This is a genomic window from Gordonia sp. ALPHA1B1 (assembly GCF_005502615.1).
Lineage (GTDB): Bacteria > Actinomycetota > Actinomycetes > Mycobacteriales > Mycobacteriaceae > Gordonia > Gordonia hongkongensis.
In genome coordinates this window covers 1-25,242 of record NZ_SCOC01000044.1, presented here as the reverse complement: position 1 = coordinate 25,242, position 25,242 = coordinate 1, and the positions used below count along the sequence as shown (strand labels likewise).

The window sequence follows — 25,242 nt, the reverse complement described above, 5'->3', positions numbered from 1 at the left end:
TGGCACCGATCGCGAGACCGCGCTGGTCGGCGGAACCCGTTCTCAGGTGCGCTGACCGGCGCGGTAGTGCACGAAGGCGGGGATCAGCAACGCCGCGATGATGGTCGCGACGACGACCGCGATACCGCCGAACGCGGTCGCGGCGGCGACCCCGATCGAGGCGGCCGCGGCGCCGTGGGCGACGTCGGCGATCCGGGGCCCGCCGGCGACCACGACGATGAACACGCCCTGGAGTCGGCCGCGGACCTCGTCGGTCGCGGCGGTGAGCAGGATCGACTGCCGGAACGCCGCCGACGCCATGTCGGCCGCACCGCCGATCATCAGCAACACCACCGCGACGAGGAGCATCGGCATGGCTGTGCCGTCGGCGAACGACACCGCGATCCCGGTTCCGGTGATCGCCAGACCCCAGATGATGATGCACACGATGACCGCCAGGCCCTGGCGCTGCACGCGGGCGACCCAGCCCGAGAAGATCCCACCGACGACGGCTCCCGCGGAGATCGCCGTGAACAGCAGGGCGAAGGCGATGCCGCCGCCCTCGGGGCCGCCGAAGTTCTCGTGGGCCATCTGCGGGAAGAGCGCCCGCGGCATGCCGAAGATCATGGCGATCAGGTCGACCAGGAACGACGCCAGGAGGATCTTGTGCCCGGCGAGATACCGCAGCCCTTCGAGGACCGAACGCAGGCCGGCCACCTTGGGCGCGGCATCGCTCTCCGGCCGCAGCGACGGCAGCATCGCGACGGCGATGAGCGTCGGCAGCAGGAAGATCGTGTCCACGAAATACAACAGCGAATAGCCGAGGACGGGGATCAGGGCGCCGCCGACGAGTGGCCCGGCGATGGCGCCGGCCTGCATGACCGTCATGTTCAGCGACAGCGCGGCGGGCAGGTCCTTGGCGTCGAGCAGCCGCGGTAGCACCGCCGTCCGCGTCGGCTGGTTCACGGCGAAGAACGCCTGCTGAACGGCGAAGAGCACCAACACGATCCACACGTTCTGCCCACCCGCCGCGGCCTGCGCCCAGAACAGGGCGCTGCAGACGATGAGGCCGACGGTCGTGATGATGAGCAGGGTCCGGCGGTCGACGACGTCGGCCAGCGCCCCACCCCAGAGCCCGAACACGACGAGCGGCACCAGGCCGAAGACACCGGTCAGTCCGACGTAGGCAGAGCTACCGGTGACCTCGTAGATCTGGGCCGGCACCGCGACCACACTCAACTGCGCGCCGATGACGGTGACGATGTTCGCCAGCCACAGTCGCCGGAAGTACTGGTTGCGCAGCGGCGCGGTGTCGGCGAGGAGGCGGGGCATTTCCATGATGCTAGGACCGCCCGCCGACGTCCGGCCACGCAGGCACTCCACAAGGCCGCCTGTGGACAGTGCCGTCGCGTGGTCGCTGCCCTCCGCTATGGTCATTCCGCCCGAGGCGCACCTTGCACCTTGGTCGGGGCTCGGAGAAGGGGATGCACATGGGTGTTCGACGCTGGATGACGGTGGTGACGGTCGCGGTGGCCGTCGTACTCGGCCTCGCGGTTCCGGGGACGGCACAGGCCGGTCCGCGGTATCCGACGGCCGGCGATCGCATCACGGTGCAGGTCGCGTCGGATCAGCAGAGCGCGTACGGCTTCTGGTGGGTCGACGGTCACAACCGGATGTCACCTCGCGGGGGCCGCGTGGGCATGAGCCTGCGCGACTACGATCCGAAGACCCGGTTGTGGTCGACCACAACCACTTTCACCTCGCACAAGCAGCGACAGCAGACAGCCGCGAACATCACGTCGTGGGGCGGTTATGCCCGCTGCACGATCTGGGTGAACGGCGTACGCGTCGCGCACCATGTGTACCGGGCACCGATCTTCGCCCAGGCGCAGTGCGGTATCGCCAGACTCGACCCGAACCGCCTCGACTACCGCTGACGGCCCGCAGAACGGGTGTCGACGCTCAGGGCTGCAGCCGTTCGGCCCGCCAGGAGTGATCGACGTGGGTCAGCCGAACCCGGTTGTGCAGGCGGTTCGCTCGCCCCTGCCAGAACTCGACCTCGACCGGGACGATGCGGTACCCACCCCAATCGGACGGGACCGGGACCTCGGCACCCTCGTCGAACCCGCCGTAGGCCTCGGCGAGTTCGGCGGCCTTCTGCTCGAGTTCGACGCGGCTGCCGATGGGCCGTGATTGCTCGGACGCGGCCGCCGAGAGCTGCGACCCGCGGGGTCGAAGCTCCCAGTACGCCTGGATCTCCAAGGCGCTGACGTGTTCGACCGGTCCGCGGAAGTGCACCTGCCGTTCCAGCGCGATCCAGGGAAACGTCACCGAGGCATACGGATTCGCGGCCAGGTGTCGGCCTTTGTCGGAGTCGTACCCGGTGAAGAAGACAACGCCGTTCGCGTCGACCCCCTTGCACAGGACGGTGCGGGTCGACGGCCTGCCCTCGGCGTCGGCGGTGCCGAGGACCATCGCGTTGGGCTCGGCGATCCGAGCGTCGACGGCTTCGCGGAGCCAGACGTGGAAGAGATCGAGCCACGGCGGGTCGCCGCGCAGCCAGCTCGGGTCGAGGTTCTCGCGGATGCCGTCGGCACCGGCGGCGCGGTCGCCCTCGCCGATGTTCGGTGGGATGCCGCCGCCGTATCCGACGCGCATGTTCGGCAGGTCGATGGGGTCGCGCGACTCGTCCAGCACCTTCCTGACGCTACTCCGACCGTGCTCGTTACTCCGGGGTACACGCGGGGCGTCGTGCTGATCTACAGTTCGTCGTGGATTGCATCCTCGTGGATGCACGACACGGACGTCGAGTGAGGTGGGTTGCCATGGCCAACACTGTTCCCGAGGATTTCGTCGCCGGACTCGAGGGCGTGGTGGCCTTCACGACCGACATCGCCGAACCGGACAAGAACGGCGGCAACCTCCGTTACCGCGGCGTCGACATCGAGGACCTGGTCGAGAACAAGGTGACCTTCGCCGACGTGTGGGCCCTCCTGGTCGACGGCAAGTTCGGCGACGGCCTACCGCCGGCCGAACCGTTCCCGCTGCCGATCCACACCGGTGACGTGCGCGTCGACGTCCAGGCCGCGCTCGCCATGCTCGCCCCGATCTGGGGTTACCAGCCGCTGCTCGACATCGACGACGAAACCGCCCGCGACAACCTCGCCCGCGCGTCGGTGATGGCGTTGTCGTACGTGGCGCAGTCCGCGCGCGGCATCCACCAGCCCGCGGTCCCCCAGCACGTCATCGACGAATGCGACACCGTCACCGCACGTTTCATGACCCGCTGGAAGGGCGACCCCGATCCCCGGCACATCGCCGCGATCGACGCCTACTGGGTCAGCGCCGCCGAGCACGGCATGAACGCGTCGACGTTCACCGCACGGGTGATCGCCTCCACCGGAGCCGATGTCGCGGCCTCGCTGTCGGGTGCGATCGGCGCCATGTCCGGCCCCCTCCACGGCGGCGCCCCCGCACGCGTGCTGCCGATGATCGAGGAGGTCGAGAACACCGGTGACGCACGGGGACTCGTAAAGGGGATCCTCGACCGCAAGGAGAAGCTCATGGGCTTCGGGCATCGCGTCTACCGCGCGGAGGACCCGCGTGCCCGCGTGCTCCGCCGCACCGCCCAGGAATTGGGCGTCCCCCGCTTCGAGATCGCCGCCGCACTCGAGCAGGCCGCGCTCACCGAACTCCGGGAACGACGCCCCGACCGCGCCATCGAGACCAACGTCGAGTTCTGGGCGGCGGTCATCCTCGACTTCGCCGAGGTGCCGACGCACATGATGCCGGCGATGTTCACCTGCGGCCGGACCGCCGGCTGGTGTGCGCACATCCTCGAGCAGAAGCGCCTCGGCAAGCTGGTCCGCCCGGCCGCGATCTACACCGGCCCGAGCCCCCGTCGCCCGGAGGACGTCGAGGGCTGGGGTGACGTCGTGAAGCCGGGCCTGTAGACCCCTTCCACAGGCGCGGCCAGGTTCAGCCTGGTCGGGGTCGGTTGTGGACACCCGCTCGTCGGGTCGCGTCCGGCATCGTAAAGTGTTCCCCAAGTCACGTGCTCACAACGACTGTCGGGGGAACGATGAGCGGGGATTTTGTCGTCAACTCAGGTGCGATGGACGGCGTCGCAGGTGCACTCGAGGGCATGGGGTACTTCATCGAGTCCGCGCCGCGGCCGGACATCAGCGCGACCATCAGCTCAGCGATGCCGAACTCACCGCTCGTCGGCGCGGGTGCCGACGCCACCGCGAAGCTGACGCAGGCACAGACCGCCGTATCCGGGCAGTGGGAGACGTTCGCCTCCGCGGTGCGTGCGGCTCGCACGATCGCAGTGGACGTCGACGACGAGAACGCGACCAAGTTCCGGACGCTGTCCGCGCTCCCGGACAGCGAGGCGCCCCGATGAGTGGGAGCCCGGCTCTCACCAAGGTGATCATGGATTCGTGGCGGCCGTGGGAGCTGGCGGAAGCAAAGCTGACCGGACTCTCCGACGCCATCCGCGAGAACTCTGAGGCTGCGGAACGAACGGTTGACCAAGTGCCGAACACGTCCTGGGCCGGCGGCGCCAGGTCTGCGGCCAATGCGCGGGCGAGCGACCAGAACGGATGGGCAAAGAAGGTCGCCGGCAAGGTCGACGACCTCCAGACGGCGCTGAACAATGCCGCTTCGGCAATCGACTCGTCGAAGATTGCCGTGAACGGCGCCCTGCTAGGCGCCTCGATGCAGCGCTTCGTGCTCATCAGCGAGTCCGACCCGGCTTGGCAGATGCGGTACGTCCCGAAGGAGGACGACGACCTCACTCCTGGTCAGATAGCCGACAAGGAACGCGAGATGACCAGCTACGTTAAGGGGAAAGCCGACGAGCTGGCCGCCATAGCATCGGACCACGCCGCGCTGATCCGGACCGCGGTGGGGAATCTCGACACCATCGCACCGCCGGCGCTCACGCTCAGCGCGCAGGACGGGCGTCGTCACGGCCAGCTGGCCGCCGATGGCTGGACCGACGAAGAGGCTGCCGCGGTCGGACGAAACTTGCGAGCCGCGGGTCTGAGCGACGAGCAGATCGTTCGTCTGATGAACGGCGAGAAGCTGGACGACGTCCCGCGTGGTGTCCAGGAGTACCTGCACACGTTCTACGGCTCTGTGGGCTCCGAAGGGCTCTTCGACTTGAAGTCCAAGTTCGACGGCATGCACACACCCGTCGGAGACTCGTGGTCCAAGGCGCTCGGCCAAGGTCTCCTCACCCTGTCGAACGAGAACGTCGGCGCGAATACCGGGTATCAGTACCTGCCCGGCTGGGTGCAGGACTGGGCCGAGAACCGTGCAAGCGACGGCGCGACCCTGAGATACCAAGACGTTCCCTTTGCGAGCCTGCTAGGCAACTCTGGTTCCGTTCCCCCGGGGGAGAGATTGGGCACCGAGCTCATTCGCAGAGGCGCCGCGGGAGCGTCGCGCGACATCGGCGGTGACGGTCAACGACCTGAAGTCGCCTACGGGGCTTTCGAAACCGATCCAAATGAGCTGAAGCGTACCTACGAGTCGACCATCCGACAGTTCCTCGAAGTCGGGACCAGGAACCACGAGTCGGCGACGGCGATTCTCACCGGTGAGTACTCGGATGGCGCCAAACTGGCGGATTATGACCGAGACGAGACCGTCGGTCACGTGATGCGACACGACTGGGACGACCACGGCCATACTGCTAGCGGCTTGGTCGACTGGATCCACGAGTACAGCAGCACGGGAGATCCTGCAAAGATTGCGCAAGCCGACCGCGCATACGCTGGTCTGTGGGATTTCGCAACCTCTACAGACGGCAACAACAACTTCAAGGGCCTGATGAACACCAATGACGACGGGGATGCGTTAGGAAAGATCAACCCTCACCTGGCAGATGCACTCAGAAAGGCCTCGCTACCCTACCTCAATTACCTCGCGAATCCCGATTCATCACCGCAGATACACGGTCATCCCGATCTTGAGCTTGCCGACCACGAACGACCCAACGAATTCCGAGCACGAGCGATCCGCATGTTTAGCCTGATCGCGTCAGACGACTCGCCCAACGGTGGCGACCCTACAGACGAAAATCCCGACGGGATAAACGCAGCGACTGAGCTATATCGGGACCTACTCGCCCGCGCCAATATGAACGCTTCCTTGGTTCTCTCCGAACCACACCTGGCTCAGAGCCTCGGCCTGACCAGCGGCGAATTGCTGCAATTAGGACAGTCCGGAATATACGGTGCTCAATATGATCAAGAACTCGATCGCGACAACGAGGTCCAGCGATCAGAAGCCGCGACTCAGAACACCGTTAAGATACTTTCCTCCGCCAGTTACGCCTTGACGCTGGTCCCACACGGCGCGGTACCATCCGCCCTCATTGGTGGCGTGGCCCCCTGGATTTCCGGGCCCGAAATCAACGACGACGTTCCATTCAATCTCCCCTCAGCTGACAAAGCATTCGGAGTTGGTGACAGCGAATCGCAAAAGCTATCTTTCGCTTACTCCATGCTCACGACTTCGGGTGTTTCGGGACCTGCTGAATGGTACGACTCAAGCGGCACTCTCAAACCACTATCCGATATGTTGACACAGTCAAACGGTGATGCCAGTCAGCTGGATCAAGCGATCAGAACCGTACTGGCGACCAAGTACCAGAAAGAGTTCGCGCCGGGCGGTGAAGCCGACTACTGGGACGAAGGCGTAGAGGAAGGTTTGACGCCAGAGAACAGCCGGTATGACGGGTCCGATTTAGCGACGTATCGGGAATGGATTCTGGACGGAACTCGAGAATGAAACTGGCTAAAGCGGCAGCACTTCTCCCAGCGATGGCACTCCTTGTCGCAGCCTGTGCGGGCCCAGACGTACCAGCGAACCTCTCAAGCTCAGAACATGCCACACCAGTCACTGAACCTCGATCTGTTGACGCCCGCGACTACAGGTTCCCGTCAGATCTCGCTGGCAACTTCACGGTCGTCTGGTCGGCAGAACCAGGCATCAGCCTGTTCTCGCGCCAGGGCGAGGTGGTCCGAGCCACAGGTGAAGCCGCTTCGCTGCTAGGTGTGCCAGGTTCCCGCAACTACCCCGGCGCGGAACGCGCTGCCGCCGAGGCATACGAGAGGTTCGGAGGCGACGACTTCAGCGGTGACCCTGGGAACCTAACCGCGCGCAGCGGAACGATTTTCATGCATTTGGTGTCAATTCAGTCGACACCGACCAGCATCAAGGCAATTGGATGTTTATACAATTTCGGCTTCGTTGCGGAGTTCGCGGACGATCCGAAAGTAGGCGGCCCCCTTGCAGGTTGGGGTTTCGAGATAGACGCCGTCCGTCCAGCAGATGCCAAGGACCCACGCGCTGACCGTCCGCGTGGCGACATTCATGAAACTGGTGACCGAGCACCTCGATTTGACGCCTTTTTTCCGTGGCAAGTTTCGTATAAGGGCGTTCGGTTCGACGACGCACGACTATCACGATGCGCGGATCATGGGCTTGCCTTGGCACGAAGTCATCCTGCGTACCGCGACTCCGATCTAACTGCCGATACCGTTTCGGTTTCACTGGAACCCGTCCAGCGAGACCTCGTTCCTGTGCTTCCGCAGTACCCCACATGGCCTTCACCCTGACTACGACGGAGATATGCAACTGGTTGCCCGGGGTCGGGACGCAACCAGCGCAGCTTTCGGTGAAGCCAGCGTCTCTGTGCGGCGGCCATTCGACCCAGAACCCGCACCGTTCGCCGGGTTGCAGGGACCGAACCCGAGGTGGCCGGGGCCACTCCCTAGAATTGCTGTCATGAGCGAAGCCGCCACCGCATCCATCACCCTGCCCGCCGACCTGCTGCCGTCGGACGGCCGCTTCGGTTGCGGGCCGTCGAAGGTTCGCCCCGAGCAGTTGCAGTCCCTCGTCGACACCGGCGCGTCGGTGTTCGGCACCAGCCACCGTCAGGCACCGGTGAAGAACGTCGTCGGCTCGATCCGCGAGGGTCTGTCGAACCTGTTCTCGCTGCCCGAGGGCTACGAGGTCGTGATCTCCAACGGCGGCACCACGGCATTCTGGGACGCCGCGGCGTTCGGCCTGATCAAGCAGCGTTCGCTGCACCTCACCTACGGCGAGTTCTCGTCGAAGTTCGCGACGGTCTCGAAGAAGGCCCCCTTCCTCGACTCGCCCGCGGTCATCTCGACCGACCCCGGCACCGCGCCCGACCCGGCCGCGCTGACCGTCGACGACTTCGGCGGCGTCGACCTCATCGGCTGGGCACACAACGAGACCTCGACGGGCGTCGCGGTGCCCGTCGTCCGTCCCGCCGGTTCGGATGACGCGCTCATCGCCATCGACGCCACCTCGGGCGCGGGCGGTATGCCCGTCAACGTCGCCGACGCCGACGTCTACTACTTCGCGCCGCAGAAGTGCTTCGCCGCCGACGGCGGGCTCTGGGTCGCGCTGATGAGCCCACGCGCGCTCGCACGCATCGCCGAGATCGCCGAGACCGATCGCTGGTGCCCGGAGTTCCTGTCGCTGCCGACCGCCGTCGACAACAGCAGCAAGAACCAGACCTACAACACCCCGGCCGTCGGATCGCTGCTGCTGTTCGCCAACCAGATCGAGTGGATGAACAACAACGGCGGCCTCGACTGGTGCGTCTCGCGCACCGCCGATTCCAGCTCGCGTCTCTACCAGTGGGCCGAGGCGAGCGAGTTCGCGACGCCGTTCGTCACCGAGGCGGCCAACCGCAGCCAGGTCGTCGGCACCATCGATTTCAACGACGATGTCGACGCCGCGGCCGTCGCGAAGATCCTTCGCGCGCACGGGGTCGTCGACACCGAGCCGTACCGCAAGCTCGGCCGGAACCAGCTGCGCATCGGCATGTTCCCGGCCATCGAGCCGGAGGACGTCAGCAAGCTCACCCAGTGCATCGACTACATCGTCGAGCGCCTCTGATCGCCTCCTCGACACCTCGTCGCCGGCGCGCCGCACAGATCGTTGCGGCGCGCCGGTGGTGCTTCACCGAACCGGTAGCCTGGTTCCCACAGACCACATATGACGCATCGATCGCTGGCGTCGCTTGCGCCCCACGCGTGCTGAACTGCGGTTTTGCCGCGTGTCCCACAGTGAACCGGCAGATCGGTGAGTTAATGTGACCCCAATGCGTGCACCGACCGGAGGAGGAGCAGATGCGTGAGCTCCGCGTCGTCGGGGTGGAAACCGACGGCTCCCATGTCATCTGCCAGGACCCGCAATCGGGCGAGAAATTCCGGATCGCCTCCGACGAACGCCTCCGCGCCGCCGCCCGCGGCGACATCTCACGACTGGGACAGATCGAGATCGAGATGGAGAGTGCATTGCGGCCACGCGAGATCCAGGCACGAATCCGAGCGGGTGCAACCGTCGCCGAGGTGGCGGCCGCAGCCGGGGTGGGTGTGGACAAGATCGAACGCTTCGCCCACCCGGTCCTCCTCGAACGCAGCCGCGCCACCGAACTCGCCGGCGCCGCGCATCCCATCCGCCATGACGGCCCGGCAGTGGCGACCCTTGTCGAATCGGTCGCCGAGGGACTCCTCGCCTACGGCCAGAATCCCAACGACGCCGACTGGGACGCATGGAAGGGCGACGACGGGTACTGGGTGGTTCAGGTCGCGTGGAGCGTCGGACGCACCGACAACCTGGCGCACTGGCGTTACCAGCCGGGATCGCACGGTGGCAGCGTCGACCCGCTCGACGACCTGGCCGACGAACTCACCCATCCCGAGACCATCGCGCCCCGTCGTCGGCTGACCCCGGTCGCCACCCCCGAAGTCGCGGTCGAGACGACCCCGGACGGACGCGAAGAGGTCACCATCGACGCGGCCTCGATCATCGGTGCGCAGCGCGCCCGGCACGACCGCCGCACCGCGGCCGAGGACGACGGCGCCGTGCCGTTCGACTTCGGATTCGACGACGAGCCGTCCGCCGACACCGCCGAAGCCTCGGACACGGACGACGCGGCGGCCACTTCCAACGCCGACGACGCCGACGCCGACGAATCGGTGCCCGCACCGTCGTCCGGCCCCGAACGTCCGCGCCGCAAGAAGGCACGTAAACCGGCGGTCCCGGCGTGGGAGGATGTCCTGCTCGGCGTGCGCAGCAACGGGAACAGCTGAGTGTCCTCCGCGCGCGCGGCGACGGTCTGGTTCATCGACACCGACGACCCGGCCGCGATTCTCCGCTCGCATCCGGCCAACGACTCGCAGCACGCCCAGCAGGTTGCGACGACCGTCTTCGGTGACAGCGTCCTGGTCCCTCTCGTCGACACCGATCTCGCGTCCGCTGCCGCGGTCCGCGACACCCACGTCTACGCCGGGTTCTACGGCCCGCTCGCCGTCGTGTCGTGTTCGCTGTTCGAGACGACCACGCCGTCGACGCTGACCCGCGCGCTCGCGCGGATTCGTCCCAGCGCGACCACAACCCTCCTCTACACCGAGCCCGACTCCTCACTCGGAGTGTTCGCCCGGTGGGAGTCGGGGACGCTTCGACGTTCCTTCGCCGCCGACCCGGTCACCATCCACGAGGACCACGGCCTGCCGTTCACGTTCGAGAAGCCGTTCTGGGGTGGCGAACACCCGCTCAGCCACGCCGAGGGCGTGCCCACCGCACCCATGTCGCTCCCCTTCCATCCCGCGCACCTCGCCGAGGAATCGAACCGTGCGTGGCTCGGGTTCCGCTACACCCACCCGCTCGCGGAGTCCGATCTCGACCCGGCCCAGATCACCGTCACCTGCTTCGCGTTGCACCCGACCGAATACGAACCGACCGCGGCCGACTACGAGAACTACCGCGCCGCAACGGCTTCGCGCGTCCGGGAGCGGACGGGATCGCCCGGTCAGGACGCTCGCAAGCGCGGGCGCATCCGCGAGTACTTCGGGTTCTAGGGTGCGGGGCGTCCCAGCGCGAGCAGCGCGATCGACGACGCGACCCCGGCGAGGAAGCCGAGCAGCAATCCCCACACGACCCACCGCCACACGGGCCGCGCCCGGAACTCCCAGAGGGTCCACCCGAGTCCGCCCGCGACGACCAATACGGCGGCGATTCCGAGGAACCGCAGGATCTCGCCGATGAGCAGGTAGACGCCGACCAAGACGAATGCGGCGAACAGCGCGCACGAGGCACCGACGATCAGCCCCAGGGCCCACGGCGTCGGTTCGACACCCTCCCGCTCGACGGTCACGATCCCATGGTGCCCGACCGGGCGCGCTCGTAGAACGCAACGGCCGCAGCGGTCGCCACGTTCAGCGAGTCGGTGCCCCGGCTCATCGGGATGCGCGCCTTCACGTCGGTGGCCGCCATCGCCGACGCGGTGAGACCGGGGCCCTCCGCACCGACCAGGAAGCCGACCTTCTCGGCGGTGACGGCTTCGGCCAGGGTCACGGCGGCGGGATCGGGCGTCAACGAGACCAGCTGGAAGTCGCGTTCCCGCACCAGGTCCAGGCCGCGCGGCCAGTCGTCGAACCTCGCGAACGGCACGAGCAGTGCATGGCCCATCGACACCCGCACGCATCGGCGGTACAGCGGGTCGGCGCAACCCTGACCGAAAAGCACTGCGTCGACGCCCAATCCGGCGGCGTTGCGGAAGATCGACCCGATGTTCTCGTGGTCGTTCACACCTTCGAGGATCGCAACGGTCCGCGCGCTCTCGAGGACCTCCGGCACCGTGAGCACGGGCGGTCGGCGCGACACGGCGAGCACGCCGCGGTTGAGGTGGAAGCCGACGATCTCGGCCATGACCTCGGCGGTGGCGCGGAAGAACGGGACGCCGGCCAGCCCGGGATCACGGAGATCGGCGTCGAGCTCGTCGAGGCGTTTCGCGACACCGAGGAAGGCGTGGGTCGCGAACCGTGACGCGATCATCCGCTGGGCGACGAGAACACCTTCGGCGATGACCAGACCGCGACCCGGGCGCCCGCCGGGCAGAACCGGGAGATCGGGCCGGCGGTCGACGGAGTTGAGGTCGCGGAAGTCGTCGACGCGCGGGTCCTCCGGGTCGTCGATGTCGATCACGTTCACTGCGAGCCCGGGCACCGCAACAGTCTGCCACCCGGACGAAACCGGCAGCGCACGGGTGTGAAACTGTGGAGGGCGTGACCAGCGATTCGACTCCGATGTCACGTCTGTCCCTCGCTCGCGCCACCGACGCGGACTGGGCCGACATCATCACCACCGATGCCCGCGCGTTCGCCATGCGTAATCCGCTGCCCGACGACGAGGTCGCCGATCTGCGCGGCAAGGTCGCCGACGACGACGTCGTGCTGGTGCGCGACACCGGGTTGGACACGCGGCCCCTCGTCGGCGTGGCGATGTTCTACCGGATGTCGATGTCACTGCCCGGCGGTGGCGTGTCCGACGCGGCCGGACTGTCGTGGGTCTCGGTGGCGTCGACCCACCGGCGGCGTGGCATCCTCCGCCGCATGCTCACCGAACTCGTCGAGCAGTGGGAATCGGAGAAGTACACCTTCGGAATCCTCACCGCGAGTGAGGGCACCATCTACGAACGCTTCGGCTTCGGACCGGCATGCTTCGCGAACTCGGTGTCGCTGAGCCCGGGCGCCCAGATGCGCGCGGCCCAGCCCGACGATGCCACCGTCCGGTATGCCGACGCCGACGCGGTGGCCGCCGCGATCCCCGACCTCCACGCACGGTGGACGCTGACCACCCCGGGCGCGCTCACCCGCACCCCCGCCTGGTGGAATCCCATCCTGGCCGACCGGGCGTCGGAGCGGCCGCTGTCGGCGAGCGGTCTGCACTACCTGCTCCACGCCGACGGCTACGCGAGCTACCGCATCTACAAGGATGAGACCGGCGCGGTGCGCGGCGAGGTCAACGAGGTCTTCGCGGTCACCGACGACGCACACACCGATCTGTGGCGCGTCCTGATCAGCCTCGACCTCATCCCCTCGCTCACCGCGACCATCCCGGTCGACGACCCGCTGTCACAGAAACTCGTGAATCCGCGGTCGGTGTCGGTCACCGGGACCGCCGACACGATGTGGCTGCGCATCCTCGACGTCCCGGCCGCCCTCGGCGCCCGTCACTATGCCGCCGACCTGGACGCCGTGATCGAGGTGACCGACGAATTCCGCGGTCACGGAGGCGTTTTCGACATCTCGGTACGCGAGGGCGGGGCGATTGTCGCGCCGGCGAAGTCGGGTGCGACGCCCACCGTCTCGCTCGACATCTCGGTGCTGTCGAGCATCTACCTCGGCGGGATCCGACCCTCGGCCTTCGCGGCGGCGGGACGGCTGCGCGTCGACTCCCCGGCGACGCTGCGCGCGCTGGACCACGCGTTCATGACCGACCGCGCCCCGTTCTCGGGCACGTTCTTCTGACCCTTCGAGACGTCCCTCCGCAAGCTCCGGGACTCCTCAGGGAGCGGTGAGACGTCCCTCCGCAAGCTCCGGGACTCCTCAGGGAGCGGAGAGACGTCCCTCCGCAAGCTCCGGGACTCCTCAGGGAGCGGTGAGACGTCCCTCCGCAAGCTCCGGGACTCCTCAGGGAGCGGGATTAGATCGCGCGTGAGCGCGGGACGTCGGTGTCGGCCTGCCCGAGGATCTTGTTGGCGATGCGCACGGCCTCGCGCAGGATGTCCCGCTCCTCGGCGGACAGTTCCGCGAGGCGGTCGCTCAACCATGCCTTGCGGGCGGCGAGTTCGTCGGTCACGACTTCGACGCCTTCCGGGGACAACGTCACGATGGCCTGACGGCCGTCGGTGGGATGGGGTTCGCGCTTGATCATCCCGAGATCCGACAGCGAGGCGATGACCCTGGTCATCGACGGCGGGCGAACCCGCTCGGCGGCCGCGAGCGCACCTGGTGTCATCGGGCCCTCGTGGTGCAGCGTGTTGAGGGCGGACAGCTGAGTGAGCGAGACCAGCTTGTTCTCCCGCCGACCTCGGAGTCGGCGCGCCAGGCGCACCACGGCGAGGGACAGGTCGCCGGACAGACTTCCGTCACCATAAGGTGCATGCATTGCCAAATCGTAGGCCAGGAAATCGGCCTCACTGCCCGTCCGCGACGAAATTGAACCGGGTGGACGACACCGAAACGGGCAAACCCGGACAGATGACCAAGTCCGTCAGCCGATGAGGTCGGAGATCGGTCCGCGCGCGAAGTAGGCGACGAAGATCGCGGCGACGAACCAGAGCAACGGATGCACGGTGCGGGCCTTGCCCGCCGCGGTCGCCATCACGACCCAGCTGATAAAGCCGATGCCGATGCCGTTGGCGATCGAGTAGGTGAAGGGCATCGTGACCACGGTCAGGAAGGCCGGGAGCGCATAGTCGAGCCGCTTGAAGTCGACGGTCGTGAGCTGGCCGATCATCATCGCGCCGACGACCACCAGCGCGGGGGCGACCGCCTCGAGCGGGATCACCTCGTAGAGCGGTGTCAGGAACATCGCGACCAGGAACAGGATTCCGGTCACCACGTTGGCGAGGCCGGTGCGCGCACCTTCGGCGATACCGGACGCAGACTCGACGAACACCGTGTTCGACGACGCCGAGGCGGCACCGCCGGCGATGGCGCCGGTCCCCTCGACCACCAGCGCACGCCCGACCCCGGGCAGGTTGCCCTTCTCGTCGGCGAGCCCGGCCTCCTTGCCGAGGCCGGTCATCGTGCCCATGGCGTCGAAGAAGTTCGAGAGCACCAGCGCGAACACCAGCACCGACGCCGCGAGCACACCGATCCGGGTGAACGCGCCGAACAGGTCGACGTCACCGATCAGGCTGAGATCGGGCAGACCGCCGAGGGCGCTCGGGATGTCGGGCACGCTGAGACCCCAGCCGGAGGGGTTGGCGACGCTGGACCCGTAATCGAAGATCCGCTCCAGCACGATCGACAGCACCGTAGTGATCGCGATACCGATCAACAGGCCGCCGGGGACCCGACGCACCACCAGGACGCCCATCAGCAGCACCCCGACCGCGAAGATCAGTGTGGGGATCGTGGAGATCGAGTTGTCGCTGCCCAGCTGCACCGGGACGGTGGTGCCGGCGGCGTCGGGAACGCGCTTGACGAATCCCGCGTCGACGAAACCGATGAACGCGATGAACAGGCCGATCCCCGCCGCGATCGCGGCTTTCAGTTCGGCGGGCACCGCGTTGAACACCGCGGTGCGGAATCCGGTGACGGCCAGCAGGACGATGATGATGCCGTCGACGACCACCAGACCCATTGCCTCGGGCCAGGTCACCTGCGGCGCGATGGACACCGCCAGCAGGCTGTTGATGCCGAGACCCGCCGCGATCGCGAACGGATAGTTGGCGACCAGGCCGAACAGGATCGACATCACGCCCGCGACGAGCGCGGTGACCGCGGCGACCTGCGCCAGCGGCAGGACGTTGCCCAGGACGTCGGTGTTCTTGTCACCGCCCGGGATACCGCCGATGATGATCGGGTTGAGCACCACGATGTAGGCCATCGTGAAGAACGTGACCAGGCCACCGCGGAACTCGCGGTTGATCGTCGAACCACGTTCGGAGATCTTGAAGAACCGGTCGAGCGGGCCGCGCGGGACCGCCGAATCCGGCCCCGGGGTGGTCGCGGGAAAGTCGGGCTCGGTGGGGAGGTTCCCCCTCGACGTGTCCGCACCCGGGATGTCGGAGGACCTCAGATCGCGAGACTCACTCGGCTCATCGTGTGGCACGTTCCGAAAGCTACCCTGTTGTCCATGTCCACGACACTCGAGATCCCCGAACTCCCCCGCGCGCTGCGCGCCCCGGAGCCGGTGATCGTGGTCGGGATGATCGGGTGGGTGGTGGCGACGGTGGTCGTCGCGGTCACCGATCTCGGTGGCGATCGCGCGCTGTCCGTGTGCCTGGTGGGCCTGGCCGTCGGTCTGCTCGGGACGACGATCGTCCTCGTCCAGCGCGCCGGTGTCCGACGCGGTGATCGAGGCGCGCAGGAAGGTCTCGACTAGCTTCTGTCCGGTTCGGCGCGATTCGGTTGAGCGGGCGCGTCGAATTCGTCGGTGCCGGGTTCGTGTTCGAGGACGCGACCGGGTCCGAACAGCAGAGCGACGAAGTAGAGGCCACCCGCCGCGATCAGCCCGAGCACGATCAGGGTCGGTACCCGCGCGTCGTCGGGCGTGACGAGCACGAACAGGGCGACCCCCACCCAGATCAGCGCGGCGATCGCGACCGGCACCTCGAGGCGTCCGAGACTGAACCCACCGGACTTGCGCTCCAACCGCTTTCGGACGACCAGGTACAGCACGACGGTCCCGCCGTAGATGAGCGCGGGCAGGATCGTCGACGCGATGATCAGCTCGATCAGCGCCGCCCCGGGCAGTGCCAGCATCAGCACCACCCCGACGCCGAGGATGAGCAGCGTCGCCGGTACCGGTGTCTGGGTCCGGGGGTTGACCCTGGCCATCAGCCGGTGCGCCGGGAAGCGACGGTCGCGGGCCATCGCGAAGACCTGCCGGGCGCAGGCCGCCATCACCACCATGCCGGCGCCGAACATCGCGAAGACGATGCAGGCGAGCAGGATTCGCTCGGCGACCGGCCCGAGTTGTTCCCGGATGATCGCGGCGACCGGCGACCCGTCGGCCGTGACCGCCTGGACGTCCTCGATCGCCGTTGTGAGGACGATGAGGAAGACCAGTCCCAGGACCGCGGCGGCCACCACTGATCCGACGATCGCCCGGGGCACGCTGCGGAACGGATCCTTCGCCTCTTCGGCGAGGTTGGCCGCGGAATCGAACCCGACCAGGGTGGTGAGTCCCATGACCATCGCGGCCATCACCCCGCCACCGATCGCCCAGTAGTCCGGCGCACCGGCGGCCACTCCCTCGGACACCAGGTTGCCCGGGTGACCGCTTCCGCTGAACACCATCACCGCCGCGAGCACCAGGATCAGGATCGCCACGATCGCCAACTCGACCGCGACCGCGCCGGAGGTGAACAGGCCGAGCAACCGGGTCGAGGCGATCACCAGCACGGCCTGGATGACGAGCACGACAAGGGCGATGACGCGGGCGACGTCCTCGTTCTCGGCCATCCCGGCGAGCGGCATCAGCGCCTGACTGGCCAGCGCGTTGTCCATGGCGACCACGCCGATCGCGAGGTACCAGAAGCTCAGCCAGCCGAAGAACCAGCCGATCTTCGGGTTCGCCAGCCTCGACGCCCACTGATACGACGACCCGCTCAGTGCGATCCGGGCGGCGAACTGGGCGACGACCAGCGCGATCAGGGTCTGGCCGACCGCGGCGACGATCCACAACCAGCTCCCGACCGGACCCGCCGTGGTGAGCACGCTGCCGTAGGTGGCGAAGATCCCGACCGCGACGGAGATGAACGCGAAGGAGATCGCGAACACCGCGAACCCGCCGAGCGTTCGGCGCAGCTCCGGACGGTAACCGCTCATGCGGATCTCGTCGGGCGATCCTCCGCCGGCACCCGACGGGGTGACCACGTCCTCCGCCATGGCGGTCCTTTCGTCGGGTGGCTACACGAGCAGGTCGTCCAGCCGTTGCGCGATGATCCCGACCGCGTATCCGAGACGTTCGAACGCCTTGTTGGTGGTCTGGCCGTGGTAATAGCGGTAGTAGATCTGCTGGGCGATCACCCCCGCCCGGAACAGTCCGAACACCTCATACCAGCGCCAGCGTTCCGGCGTCATGTCGAATCCCATACGCTCGCAATAGTTCTCGACGAACTCGGCACGACTGAGCATGCCGGGCAGGTGCGTCGGGACGCGTCGCATGAGCTGCATGGCATCCGGGTCGTCGGCCTGGATCCAGTAGGCCATCGAACCCGCGACATCCATCAGGGGATCGCCGAGGGTCGCCATCTCCCAGTCCAGGATGCCGATCACCCGGGTGGGATCGTCCTTGTCGAGGACGACGTTGTCGAGCTTGAAGTCGTTGTGGATGACGCAGTTGGCGACGTCGTCGGGCTGATTGTCGGCCAGCCACGTCATCGTCGACTCGAAGTCGGGCACGTCGTCGGTGTGCGCATTGCGGAACCGCGCCGACCAGCCCTCGACCTGCCGTCGCACATAACCCGGCCCCTTGCCGAGATCGGCGAGTCCGGTCGTGCTCGGATCGACCGAGTGGACCTCGACCAGGGTGTCGATGAAGTTCAGACAGAGCCGGCGCGCCTGCTCGGCGTCGAGCGGGACGTCGGCGGGCCACTCGGTCCGCGGGATGACGCCGTCGATGCGGCCCATCACGTAGAAGTCCGCACCCAGGACCGACTCGTCGTCGCAGAACGCGATCATCGGCGCGATGTAGCGGATGGCGGTCGCGAGCTCGGACTGGATCCGGTACTCGCGTGCCATGTCGTGCGCGCCCCGCGCCTTGGTACCCCGGGGCGCCCGGCGCAGGATCAGATCCCTGGACGGATAGCGCAGCAGGTACGTGAGATTCGAAGCACCGCCGCCGAATTGACGGACCTCCGGCACGGCGTCGAGACCGGTCGGGTCCGCGGCGTTGGCCTCCAGCCATTTGGCCATCGCCTCGACGTCGAATGCATCCTCGGTGCGGACCTCGCCCGCACCGGTCACCTCGTTGGTCATCCTCGTCCCCCGATCAGCGGTACTTGCCGAACTCGATGCGCGCAACCACGTTGCGGTGCACCTCGTCCGGGCCATCGGCGAGTCGGAGCGACCGCGCGCCCACCCACGCCTGCGCGAGCGGGAAGTCGTCGGTGAGACCGGCACCGCCGTGCAACTGGATGGCGAGGTCGATGACGTCGAGTGCCATGTTGGGCACCTCGACCTTGATCTCGCTGACCGCCGACAGGGCTTCGCGGGACATGCCCTGGTCGAGCAACCAGGCCGCGTGGTGGACGAGGAGTCGCGACCGGTTGATCGCGATGCGGGCGTCGGCGATGCGCTCACTGTTGCCGCCGAGCCGGGCGAGCTGCTTGCCGAACGCCTCCCGCGAGAGTGCGCGACGCACACCGAGTTCCAGTGCCCGCTCGGCGAGTCCGATCGCCCGCATGCAGTGGTGCACGCGACCCGGACCGAGCCGGCCCTGGGCGATCTCGAAGGCGCGGCCGGGTCCGAGCAAGATGTTCGATGCCGGGACGCGCACGTTGTCGAAGCTGACCTCGCCGTGGCCGAACGGCTCGTCGAAGTAGCCCATGGTGGTGAGCATCCGGTCGATCGTGACGCCGGGGGCGTCGATCGGGATGAGCACCATCGTGTGCCGCGACTTCCGGTCGGCCTCGGCGTCGGTGACGCCCATGAAAATGAGGACCTTGCAGTCCGGATGGCCGACGCCGGTGGAGAACCACTTGGTCCCGTTGATGACGACGTCATCGCCGTCGAGCACGGCGGTCGCGGCCATGTTGGTGGCGTCCGACGACGCGACGGCCGGCTCGGTCATGCAGAAGGCGCTGCGGATCTCGGCGGTCAGAAGGGGTTCGAGCCACTGCTTGCGCTGCTCGTCGGTGCCATAGCGCAACAACACCTCCATGTTGCCGGTGTCGGGGGCGTTGCAGTTGAAGATCACCGGCGCGAGCCCGGACGATCCCATCGCCTCAGCGATCGGCGCATACTCGGAGTTGGTCAACCCGGCGCCGCCGTCGGTGCCGAAGTCGGCGGCATAGCGGCCGGCGTGCTCGGCGGGCAGGAAGAGGTTCCACAGCCCCTCCGAGCGGGCCTTCTTCTGCAGTTCGGCGATGATCGGCGACGGCGTCCACGGGTTGCCGTTCTCGTCGCGGCGGGTCTTGATGTCCCGATGGATCTCGGGTTCGACCGGCTCGATCTCGGTGGTCACGAAGGTGCGCACGCGTTCGGTGAGTTCGGCCGACCGCGCTGACGGAGAGAAATCCATACCCGACCGTATCGCGATGAACCGATTACTCGTCATCGTTCCGAGCAAACCGGCGCGGCGTCGGGCACCGTCACTTCCAGTAGAGGGTCGTCCGCTCCGGTCCGGCCGTGGTGCTCACCAGTTTCGCGAAGCAGTTGTCCGGGCCGAATCCCTGGGCGCGACACCAGTTGTTGGCCTCGACCGGGCCCGGGAAGGTCGCCGCGGCCACCGTCACCCACCAGCCGCGGTACGAGAACACCGGCCACTCGTCACTCCACAGGAGCCGAACGTCGTTGAACCGCAACCGGAGTGCCAGGAACTCGTCGAGGATGGCCTGGTCGGTCCAGGTCCGCCCCTCGGCGACGAGACCCGGCCGTTTGGAGCTCAGCTGCGCCACCCACCGGTTGTTCAGGTTTGCCACGATGAAGGCCCGATCGGCGTCGGCCTGCAGACGGAGGGCGCTGACGCTGCTCGCCGTCACGTCGGCTCCGGCCGGGAACGACACCCCGGTGGCGGTCGACGACGCGGCCGTTCCCGACTGCGGAGTCGCGAGCTTCGGCGCGGCCCCGGAGGTCGGGCCCTTGTCGCAGTCGACGAGGTAGCGGCCGCCGCCGGCCGCGCTCCCCTGGGCACCGAGCGTGTCCGGCAGCCGGAAGAAGCTCCCGGGCGGATAGGTGAGTTCCATAGTCAGCGCCTCGCCCGCCCCGTCGAGCGAGGGCACCGCGACCGGCGCCCGCTGGAAGTCGAAGTTCCCCGACGCGACGATGCCGCTGCCGTCGGAGATGGTGATGCGTGTCTGCGGCCCGTACAGGACGTCGCCGCCGGGACACTTCGCGGTGACCTTCATCGTCACGCCCAGCCCACCCGCCGACGTGCGGAACGACTGCGGCGTGAACACCGGGGGCGCCCCGCACGGCGTGACGTACTCGGGTTCGCCGCCGTCGGCGGTGCCGGCCTCGCGAGTCGTGCCCGGGACGATGGCCTCCGGACCGGTGGGCGCGAAGCCGGTGATCGTGGTCGCGGTCATCGTGATCAGGCGGTCGCCGACGGCGAACGTCAGCGGCGGACGCGGTTCGGTGACACCCGCAGCGGGGGTGTTGCCGATCGTGGACGGGGGCACCGACCACACCGGCGCACCGCCCACCAGATCCAGGGCGGTCACGCCGCCGTCGGCCATGGGCGCGATGAGGCGTTCGCCGTCGGTGACGGCGTGGCCGGTCGACCCGTAGACCGGCCCGGTCGGAGTCGTCCACAACGTCTGGCCGGAGATGGCATCGACTGCGGTGACAGCGTCGTGCGTCGTCCACACGACTTCACGGTCATCGGCCAGCACGACGGTCGGCGAGGTGTGGGCCGGGAGATCAGTCGTCGTCCAGATCCGCGCGCCGTCTGCGACGTCGGTGTATGCACCGTCGATGAGCACACGCCCGCTCTGAGTCGGAGTCATGACAGCAGCTGACTCCACGCTCATACCCGCCAAGTCGCTGGTGGTGCCGTCCGGCCGGACCACGACGACCGGACCATTCGTCGGTGTGCCGCTTGTCATGCTGCCCGTCACCACGAGGATCGATCCGTCCGGGCGTGGCGACATCCCGGTCCGGCCCGGACTCGTGAAGATCTCCCGGCCGTCGTCGGCCGAGATGACGGCGACCACGCCGTCGGCGCTCGCGACGAGCTCGTCGGTGGCGATGAACTGCGAGGCGTCCCCGCTCGGAAGCGCTTCGGGCAGGTCGATCGTTCGCTGCCACTCCACGCCTCCTGGTGTCACCTTGTGGAACACGACCTGGCGTTCGTTGCCACCACTGAAGTCGCGGACGAACGCCGCTCTACCGTTGAACGCGATCCCGAACGCCTGCGGCGGAGCGGGAGCACGGCCGATCTCGCGACCTGTCCGGACGTCGACGAAATACGCGGCGCCCCGACCCAGGCAGGCGATGGTGCTGTCCACGATGGAGGCCGAGCACCCGGACACGGGTTCGTCGAACGACCACGCCCGGCCGGACTCGGCGTCTATCCCGATGGGCCGCAGTGCCGGGCCGTTCGTGGAGTCACCTACCTGCACGAGCGTCACCAATGTGTGGTCGTCGTGGACCGCACCCTGAGTCCTGTACGTCGCCTCGAGCGGCAGACCGGAGACGTACCCCGTACCACCCAACGACCTCGCGTCGACGCTCCAGGCTGGACTCGGCGCGGTCGGGAACGAGCCGGTGAGCTGACCGGCGACGAGGTCCGGCGTGTCGTCGGAACCGCCGTCCGACGAGGACACCTTCCACCACACGACGCCCCCGAGGACCAGCGCGAGGACACAGACCAACGCGACGCCCGTGATCAGGTACGCGCGCCGATTGGACCTGCGCGGGTACCCGGGCTGGGGATATCCGGGCTGGGGATATCCGGGCTGGGGGTACCCCGGTGGTGGATAACCCGGCGGTGGGTAGCCCGGCGGTGGGTAGCCGTACTGGGCTTGTCCGGGTGGCGGAGGATAGCCACTCGGCGGCTGCTGATACGGCGGTGGGTACTGCGGCGTCGGACCTGTCTGCGTGGCGGCGTAGGGGTCCGGCGCCGGGGCCTTGTTCAGTGACACCCCCGGGACCACCGTCGGGCGGGCAGGTTGGATCGTCGTCGGCGACTCGTCGCCGTCGGACGATCCGGGCATGGTCGCGTCATCGTCGGGTGGCCCCGGATTCGACATCCGTCCAGTGAATCCCAGTCCGACGCCGTTCGACTGTCCCCCACCCGGGGGAATTTCGGCGTCCGCTCACGCCGACCGAGCAGTTCCCGCATCTGCACAGCGAGCCCGGTGCGCCCCGCCGGCTGAGCACACTGGCGCTCGCCGAGCGACCGTCGAGGCCTTCGTTCGTGACAAACCCACCACTTTTCGACCGGGAATCGAAACGGGTGTGACTGAAGTTCATCACTGTCAACGATCTGCGCCCAGTCAACGAAAAGCGCTGCACAGTCGATGAATTCGCGGTTCTCGGCCTGTGGAATTCCCTCGAAATCGAACGAATGTTCCGGTACCTTGGAGTCATGCCAGAGCTCGCCACTCTCCTCGATCAACTCATCGAGACCACCCCACCCGCCGACGACCCCACGGGCCGAGCAACATTCGACGCGCTCGAGACGCTGCGCTTGATCCGCAACACCGTCGACCACCAGATCGTCACCCACGCAGCACAACTCGACGAACTCGGCGTCGCTCAGAAAGCCGGCGGCACCACCAAGAAGTTGCTGATCGAGTCAGGTCATGCACCGGCCGCTGCTCTTCGCACCATGCGGAGTGTCGATGCCCTCTCGGCGTTGCCCGCGCTGGCTCGTCACGCCGCCGACGGGCGACTCTCCGGCGAGATCGTCGATGCCATCGTGCGAGGCATGAATGAAATCGAGAAACGTTGTGGCGACGCTCTTTCCGAGGATGAACGTTCCCGATATGAATTCGAACTAATTGCCCAAGCGCTCTCAGGTGCTACGCCGACAGACGTGCGCAGGCATGCGCGGGCTATCGGCAACACGCTCGCCGACGCCTCCGAGACAGCAGTCCCGGCGTCGGACAATGCAAGCTTGAACTCAGTCAATGCACACACCACCGACGACGGCCGCGTCGAAGTCCGCGCCGACCTCACCCAGGTCGTCGGCGAGAAGTTCCAGGCCATGATCGACGAACGATCGTGTCCACGGCCCGAACCCGACGGCGCCGAAGATCGTCGCACCGCCGAGCAGCGCCGTGCCGACGCTTTCGAGTTGATCCTCGACCAAGCCGCGATCGGCGCGACCATCGATACCGTCGGAAGTCCACGCACGCAACTGCTGCTGACCATCCCCGCCACCGGAGAACTCGCAACGCTGCCGTGGACCGGGACGGTCAGCCATGCCACCGCGAAGCAGGTCTCCTGCGACGGATCCCTGACCGAGATCGTCCTCGACAGTGAGGGCGTACCGCTGCAGATGGGTCACACCCATCGGTTGTATCCGGCGCACCTACGTAAGGCGGTGATCGTCCGCGACGCGTGTTGCGTCAAATGTGGTGCACCACCGTCACATACCCAGGTCCACCACATCAAGTCGTGGGCCGACGGCGGACCCACCGACCTCGACAACGGCTGTTTGCTGTGTCAGCGCTGCCATACGCAGGTCCACCACCACGGCTGGGACATCGTGATGGGATTCGACCGCCATCCCTGGCTCGTCCCACCCGCCAGTATCGACCCGCAACGCCGACCGCTACCCGCCTACAACCGGCGCACGATGCGACTCGACGACGCCGCCTGACCGCTGCCGCCACAGACCACCAGACTTTCGCGTAGCACCTTCCGCACCCGGGCCACACCTGGGACCGCATCAGTCCCTTGACAACTCCACAGTGAACCCCGGTCGATTAGCCCCGCTCGCAACCGGGCGGGCCCCCGGTTGAAAAGCCAGGCGGTCGCACAAGCAGGGGGGGCAATATGAGTCGCATGTCGAACCAAACTGCCCCCGCTTCCGGAGATGTGGCGGCGGATGGTCCGGGTGACCGCGTGGTCTACTGCTGAACCCCGACGAGACCACCGGAGCCGCGGCGTGATTCGTACCGGAGCAGTATCCAGGTACAGAACACCACCCAGATCGCCCCGAACAACCATCCGGCCACGACGTCCGTGGCCCAGTGCACGGCGAGTTGTATTCGGGTGAGGCCGACGAGGATCGACAGCACGGGGGCGATCACGAGGATCCAGCGATGCGCCCGCACCCAGGGCGAGGAGCGAAACGCGGCGACAGCGAACAGCCCGAACACGACCATCGTCATCATCGCGTGCCCGGAGGGGAACGAGAAGGTGTCGATGTTCAGTAGACGGTCTTCGACGGGTGGCCGGTCCCGCGCGAACGAGTACTTGAGTGCCTGCATCAGACCGTATCCGAAAAGCACTCCGGCGCCGACGAAGACCGCGTCGACTCGGTGCCGGGTCACGGCGAGTGTCACCACGACCGCACATGTCAGCACCAACATCGTCACCGTGTTGCCGAGCACCGTCACCACTTCGGCGATCGAGACCCAGTGCTCCGACCGGTTCTCGACCACCCAGTTCAGGATGTTCTCGTCGATCGTCGTCGGAGAGATGAACATCCCGCCACCCTATCCAGGCGTCGCTCAAGTCGCCCTCAAGCACATCGCAAGCGTCACCGCCCACTGTGGTCCTCGAACCCGCCCGACCACGTATCGATGAGGACCCCCGCGATGACGACCCACCCCCCCCCCCCCCCCCCCCCCGCCCCCCCCCCCCCGCCCCCCCCCCCCCCCCCCCCCCCCCCCCCCCCCCCCCCCCCCCCCCCCCCCCCGCCCCCCCCCCCCCCCCCCCCCCCACCCCCCCCCCCCCCCACCCCCCCCCCCCCCCCCCCCCCCCACCACCCCGCCCACCCGGACCCCCCCCCCCCCCCGCCCCCCCACCCCCCCCCCCTCCCCCCGCCCCACCCCCCCCCTCCCCCCGCCCCCAC

At 67.6% G+C, this 25,242-nt stretch carries 21 protein-coding genes; 10 read left to right on the top strand and 11 right to left on the bottom strand.

The features are described from left to right. Window positions 1-42: 42 nt before the first annotated feature. The gene (locus tag FFS52_RS20740) at window positions 43-1,311 is read right to left on the bottom strand and encodes an MFS transporter (RefSeq protein WP_065630765.1); all 1,269 of its coding nucleotides are present in this window, start codon (window positions 1,309-1,311) and stop codon (window positions 43-45) included. Between the two features lie 158 nt (window positions 1,312-1,469). Between FFS52_RS20740 and FFS52_RS20735 the strand changes: the two genes are divergently transcribed. Next, a complete protein-coding gene (locus FFS52_RS20735; protein ID WP_137810790.1) occupies window positions 1,470-1,916 on the top strand; it encodes a hypothetical protein in 447 nt (148 codons plus the stop codon). A gap of 25 nt (window positions 1,917-1,941) precedes the next feature. Here the strand turns inward: FFS52_RS20735 and pdxH are convergent, their stop codons facing one another. Then, window positions 1,942-2,676 carry a pyridoxamine 5'-phosphate oxidase gene (gene pdxH / locus FFS52_RS20730; RefSeq protein ID WP_065630763.1) on the bottom strand — a complete coding sequence of 245 codons (735 nt, stop codon included), beginning with the start codon at window positions 2,674-2,676 and terminating at the stop codon, window positions 1,942-1,944. A 128-nt stretch (window positions 2,677-2,804) separates the two neighbouring features. Between pdxH and FFS52_RS20725 the strand changes: the two genes are divergently transcribed. The 6 genes from FFS52_RS20725 (at window position 2,805) to FFS52_RS20695 (ending at window position 10,892) form a co-directional block, all read left to right on the top strand. Continuing rightward, window positions 2,805-3,932 (top strand): citrate synthase 2, encoded by a 1,128-nt coding sequence (locus FFS52_RS20725; protein WP_065630762.1) that lies wholly within the window; start codon window positions 2,805-2,807, stop codon window positions 3,930-3,932. Between the two features lie 128 nt (window positions 3,933-4,060). Then, window positions 4,061-4,384, top strand: a complete 324-nt coding sequence (locus FFS52_RS20720; RefSeq protein ID WP_238995032.1) for an invasin — start codon at window positions 4,061-4,063, stop codon at window positions 4,382-4,384. Further along, window positions 4,381-6,780 (top strand): hypothetical protein, encoded by a 2,400-nt coding sequence (locus FFS52_RS20715; protein ID WP_137810789.1) that lies wholly within the window; start codon window positions 4,381-4,383, stop codon window positions 6,778-6,780. Before FFS52_RS20720 ends, FFS52_RS20715 begins: the two co-directional genes overlap by 4 nt. Before the next feature lie 999 nt (window positions 6,781-7,779). Further along, complete coding sequence (gene serC / locus FFS52_RS20705; protein WP_137810788.1) at window positions 7,780-8,925, top strand: phosphoserine transaminase; 1,146 nt, start codon at window positions 7,780-7,782, stop codon at window positions 8,923-8,925. A gap of 233 nt (window positions 8,926-9,158) precedes the next feature. After that, window positions 9,159-10,124, top strand: coding sequence for a septation protein SepH (gene sepH, locus FFS52_RS20700; RefSeq protein ID WP_137810787.1), 966 nt, complete (start codon window positions 9,159-9,161; stop codon window positions 10,122-10,124). Then, window positions 10,125-10,892 (top strand): hypothetical protein, encoded by a 768-nt coding sequence (locus FFS52_RS20695; RefSeq protein WP_137810786.1) that lies wholly within the window; start codon window positions 10,125-10,127, stop codon window positions 10,890-10,892. Here FFS52_RS20695 and FFS52_RS20690 read toward each other — a convergent pair. Both FFS52_RS20690 and FFS52_RS20685 read right to left on the bottom strand, forming a co-directional pair. Then, window positions 10,889-11,188 (bottom strand): DUF2537 domain-containing protein, encoded by a 300-nt coding sequence (locus tag FFS52_RS20690; RefSeq protein ID WP_058251607.1) that lies wholly within the window; start codon window positions 11,186-11,188, stop codon window positions 10,889-10,891. The two genes, FFS52_RS20695 and FFS52_RS20690, sit on opposite strands and share 4 nt — an antisense overlap. Beyond that, a complete protein-coding gene (locus tag FFS52_RS20685; protein ID WP_068970272.1) occupies window positions 11,185-12,039 on the bottom strand; it encodes an RNA methyltransferase in 855 nt (284 codons plus the stop codon). The genes FFS52_RS20690 and FFS52_RS20685 overlap by 4 nt, the downstream gene beginning before the upstream one ends. Window positions 12,040-12,119: 80 nt before the next feature. Between FFS52_RS20685 and FFS52_RS20680 the strand changes: the two genes are divergently transcribed. After that, window positions 12,120-13,343: a GNAT family N-acetyltransferase gene (locus FFS52_RS20680; protein ID WP_137810795.1), complete on the top strand. Its 1,224-nt coding sequence runs from the start codon at window positions 12,120-12,122 to the stop codon at window positions 13,341-13,343. Between the two features lie 175 nt (window positions 13,344-13,518). Here FFS52_RS20680 and FFS52_RS20670 read toward each other — a convergent pair whose 3' ends face one another. Both FFS52_RS20670 and FFS52_RS20665 read right to left on the bottom strand, forming a co-directional pair. After that, window positions 13,519-13,983: a MarR family transcriptional regulator gene (locus tag FFS52_RS20670; protein ID WP_137810785.1), complete on the bottom strand. Its 465-nt coding sequence runs from the start codon at window positions 13,981-13,983 to the stop codon at window positions 13,519-13,521. 105 nt (window positions 13,984-14,088) lie between these two features. After that, window positions 14,089-15,657: an NCS2 family permease gene (locus FFS52_RS20665; protein WP_078113455.1), complete on the bottom strand. Its 1,569-nt coding sequence runs from the start codon at window positions 15,655-15,657 to the stop codon at window positions 14,089-14,091. A 24-nt stretch (window positions 15,658-15,681) separates the two neighbouring features. On the opposite strand from FFS52_RS20665, the gene FFS52_RS20660 reads away from it, so the two are divergent. Continuing rightward, on the top strand, window positions 15,682-15,930 hold the full coding sequence (locus FFS52_RS20660) for a DUF2530 domain-containing protein (RefSeq protein ID WP_078113456.1): 249 nt from the start codon (window positions 15,682-15,684) through the stop codon (window positions 15,928-15,930). Here FFS52_RS20660 and FFS52_RS20655 read toward each other — a convergent pair. The 4 genes from FFS52_RS20655 to FFS52_RS20640 form a co-directional block, all read right to left on the bottom strand. After that, the gene (locus FFS52_RS20655; protein ID WP_078113457.1) at window positions 15,927-17,438 is read right to left on the bottom strand and encodes an amino acid permease; all 1,512 of its coding nucleotides are present in this window, start codon (window positions 17,436-17,438) and stop codon (window positions 15,927-15,929) included. The two genes, FFS52_RS20660 and FFS52_RS20655, sit on opposite strands and share 4 nt — an antisense overlap. 21 nt (window positions 17,439-17,459) lie before the next feature. After that, window positions 17,460-18,530 (bottom strand): phosphotransferase family protein, encoded by a 1,071-nt coding sequence (locus FFS52_RS20650; RefSeq protein WP_078113458.1) that lies wholly within the window; start codon window positions 18,528-18,530, stop codon window positions 17,460-17,462. Window positions 18,531-18,543: 13 nt separating this feature from the next. Continuing rightward, window positions 18,544-19,794 (bottom strand): acyl-CoA dehydrogenase family protein, encoded by a 1,251-nt coding sequence (locus FFS52_RS20645; protein WP_065631957.1) that lies wholly within the window; start codon window positions 19,792-19,794, stop codon window positions 18,544-18,546. A gap of 70 nt (window positions 19,795-19,864) precedes the next feature. Continuing rightward, window positions 19,865-22,465, bottom strand: a complete 2,601-nt coding sequence (locus tag FFS52_RS20640; RefSeq protein ID WP_137810784.1) for a PQQ-binding-like beta-propeller repeat protein — start codon at window positions 22,463-22,465, stop codon at window positions 19,865-19,867. A gap of 317 nt (window positions 22,466-22,782) precedes the next feature. On the opposite strand from FFS52_RS20640, the gene FFS52_RS20635 reads away from it, so the two are divergent. Next, complete coding sequence (locus tag FFS52_RS20635; protein WP_137810783.1) at window positions 22,783-24,042, top strand: HNH endonuclease signature motif containing protein; 1,260 nt, start codon at window positions 22,783-22,785, stop codon at window positions 24,040-24,042. Between the two features lie 250 nt (window positions 24,043-24,292). Here FFS52_RS20635 and FFS52_RS20630 read toward each other — a convergent pair whose 3' ends face one another. Next, window positions 24,293-24,874: a phosphatase PAP2 family protein gene (locus FFS52_RS20630; RefSeq protein ID WP_137810782.1), complete on the bottom strand. Its 582-nt coding sequence runs from the start codon at window positions 24,872-24,874 to the stop codon at window positions 24,293-24,295. Window positions 24,875-25,242 lie beyond the last annotated feature (368 nt).

Coding starts and splice junctions, on each gene's coding strand:
- FFS52_RS20740 (WP_065630765.1), bottom strand. CDS start 1,311: ATGCCCCGCCTCCTCGCCGACACCGCGCCGCTGCGCAACCAGTACTTC.
- FFS52_RS20735 (WP_137810790.1), top strand. CDS start 1,470: ATGGGTGTTCGACGCTGGATGACGGTGGTGACGGTCGCGGTGGCCGTC.
- FFS52_RS20725 (WP_065630762.1), top strand. CDS start 2,805: ATGGCCAACACTGTTCCCGAGGATTTCGTCGCCGGACTCGAGGGCGTG.
- FFS52_RS20720 (WP_238995032.1), top strand. CDS start 4,061: ATGAGCGGGGATTTTGTCGTCAACTCAGGTGCGATGGACGGCGTCGCA.
- FFS52_RS20715 (WP_137810789.1), top strand. CDS start 4,381: ATGAGTGGGAGCCCGGCTCTCACCAAGGTGATCATGGATTCGTGGCGG.
- serC (WP_137810788.1), top strand. CDS start 7,780: ATGAGCGAAGCCGCCACCGCATCCATCACCCTGCCCGCCGACCTGCTG.
- sepH (WP_137810787.1), top strand. CDS start 9,159: ATGCGTGAGCTCCGCGTCGTCGGGGTGGAAACCGACGGCTCCCATGTC.
- FFS52_RS20680 (WP_137810795.1), top strand. CDS start 12,120: ATGTCACGTCTGTCCCTCGCTCGCGCCACCGACGCGGACTGGGCCGAC.
- FFS52_RS20670 (WP_137810785.1), bottom strand. CDS start 13,983: ATGCATGCACCTTATGGTGACGGAAGTCTGTCCGGCGACCTGTCCCTC.
- FFS52_RS20660 (WP_078113456.1), top strand. CDS start 15,682: ATGTCCACGACACTCGAGATCCCCGAACTCCCCCGCGCGCTGCGCGCC.
- FFS52_RS20655 (WP_078113457.1), bottom strand. CDS start 17,438: ATGGCGGAGGACGTGGTCACCCCGTCGGGTGCCGGCGGAGGATCGCCC.
- FFS52_RS20650 (WP_078113458.1), bottom strand. CDS start 18,530: ATGACCAACGAGGTGACCGGTGCGGGCGAGGTCCGCACCGAGGATGCA.
- FFS52_RS20645 (WP_065631957.1), bottom strand. CDS start 19,794: ATGGATTTCTCTCCGTCAGCGCGGTCGGCCGAACTCACCGAACGCGTG.
- FFS52_RS20640 (WP_137810784.1), bottom strand. CDS start 22,465: ATGTCGAATCCGGGGCCACCCGACGATGACGCGACCATGCCCGGATCG.
- FFS52_RS20635 (WP_137810783.1), top strand. CDS start 22,783: ATGTTCCGGTACCTTGGAGTCATGCCAGAGCTCGCCACTCTCCTCGAT.
- FFS52_RS20630 (WP_137810782.1), bottom strand. CDS start 24,874: ATGTTCATCTCTCCGACGACGATCGACGAGAACATCCTGAACTGGGTG.